Origin of the sequence: Alkalicoccobacillus porphyridii (genome assembly GCF_007293315.1) — a bacterium.
GTDB classification, from domain to species: domain Bacteria; phylum Bacillota; class Bacilli; order Bacillales; family Bacillaceae_D; genus Alkalicoccobacillus; species Alkalicoccobacillus porphyridii.
The window spans coordinates 1-468 of record NZ_VLXZ01000049.1; the positions used below are offsets into that span (position 1 = coordinate 1).

Consider the following 468-nt stretch of genomic DNA (forward strand, 5'->3'; position numbering starts at 1 on the left):
GTTTCCCGAGATTTTGACGATGTCTATTTTTCCAACGATAACGGGCTGGAAGAGACGCGTTATGTTTTTCTGGGAGGCAACCAATTAGAGGTACGCTTTCCTGAGCATCCACATCCTCTGTTTGTGGTAGCAGAGAGCGGCTTCGGCACCGGATTAAACTTCCTGACGCTATGGCAGGCATTTGATCAGTTTCGCGAAGCGCATCCGCAAGCGCAATTACAACGCTTACATTTCATTAGTTTTGAGAAATTTCCCCTCACCCGTGCGGATTTAGCCTTAGCGCATCAACACTGGCCGGAACTGGCTCCGTGGGCAGAACAACTTCAGGCGCAGTGGCCAATGCCCTTGCCCGGTTGCCATCGTTTATTGCTCGATGCAGGCCGCGTGACGCTGGATTTATGGTTTGGCGATATTAACGAACTGACCAGCCAACTGGACGATTCGCTAAATCAAAAAGTAGATGCCTGG

The 468-nt window shown here is 50.4% G+C and carries 1 protein-coding gene; it reads left to right on the forward strand.

Annotated elements, in window-relative coordinates; genetic code table 11:
- On the forward strand, positions 1-468 hold a 468-nt coding region (locus FN960_RS20760), incomplete at both ends, for an MnmC family methyltransferase (RefSeq protein WP_221936823.1).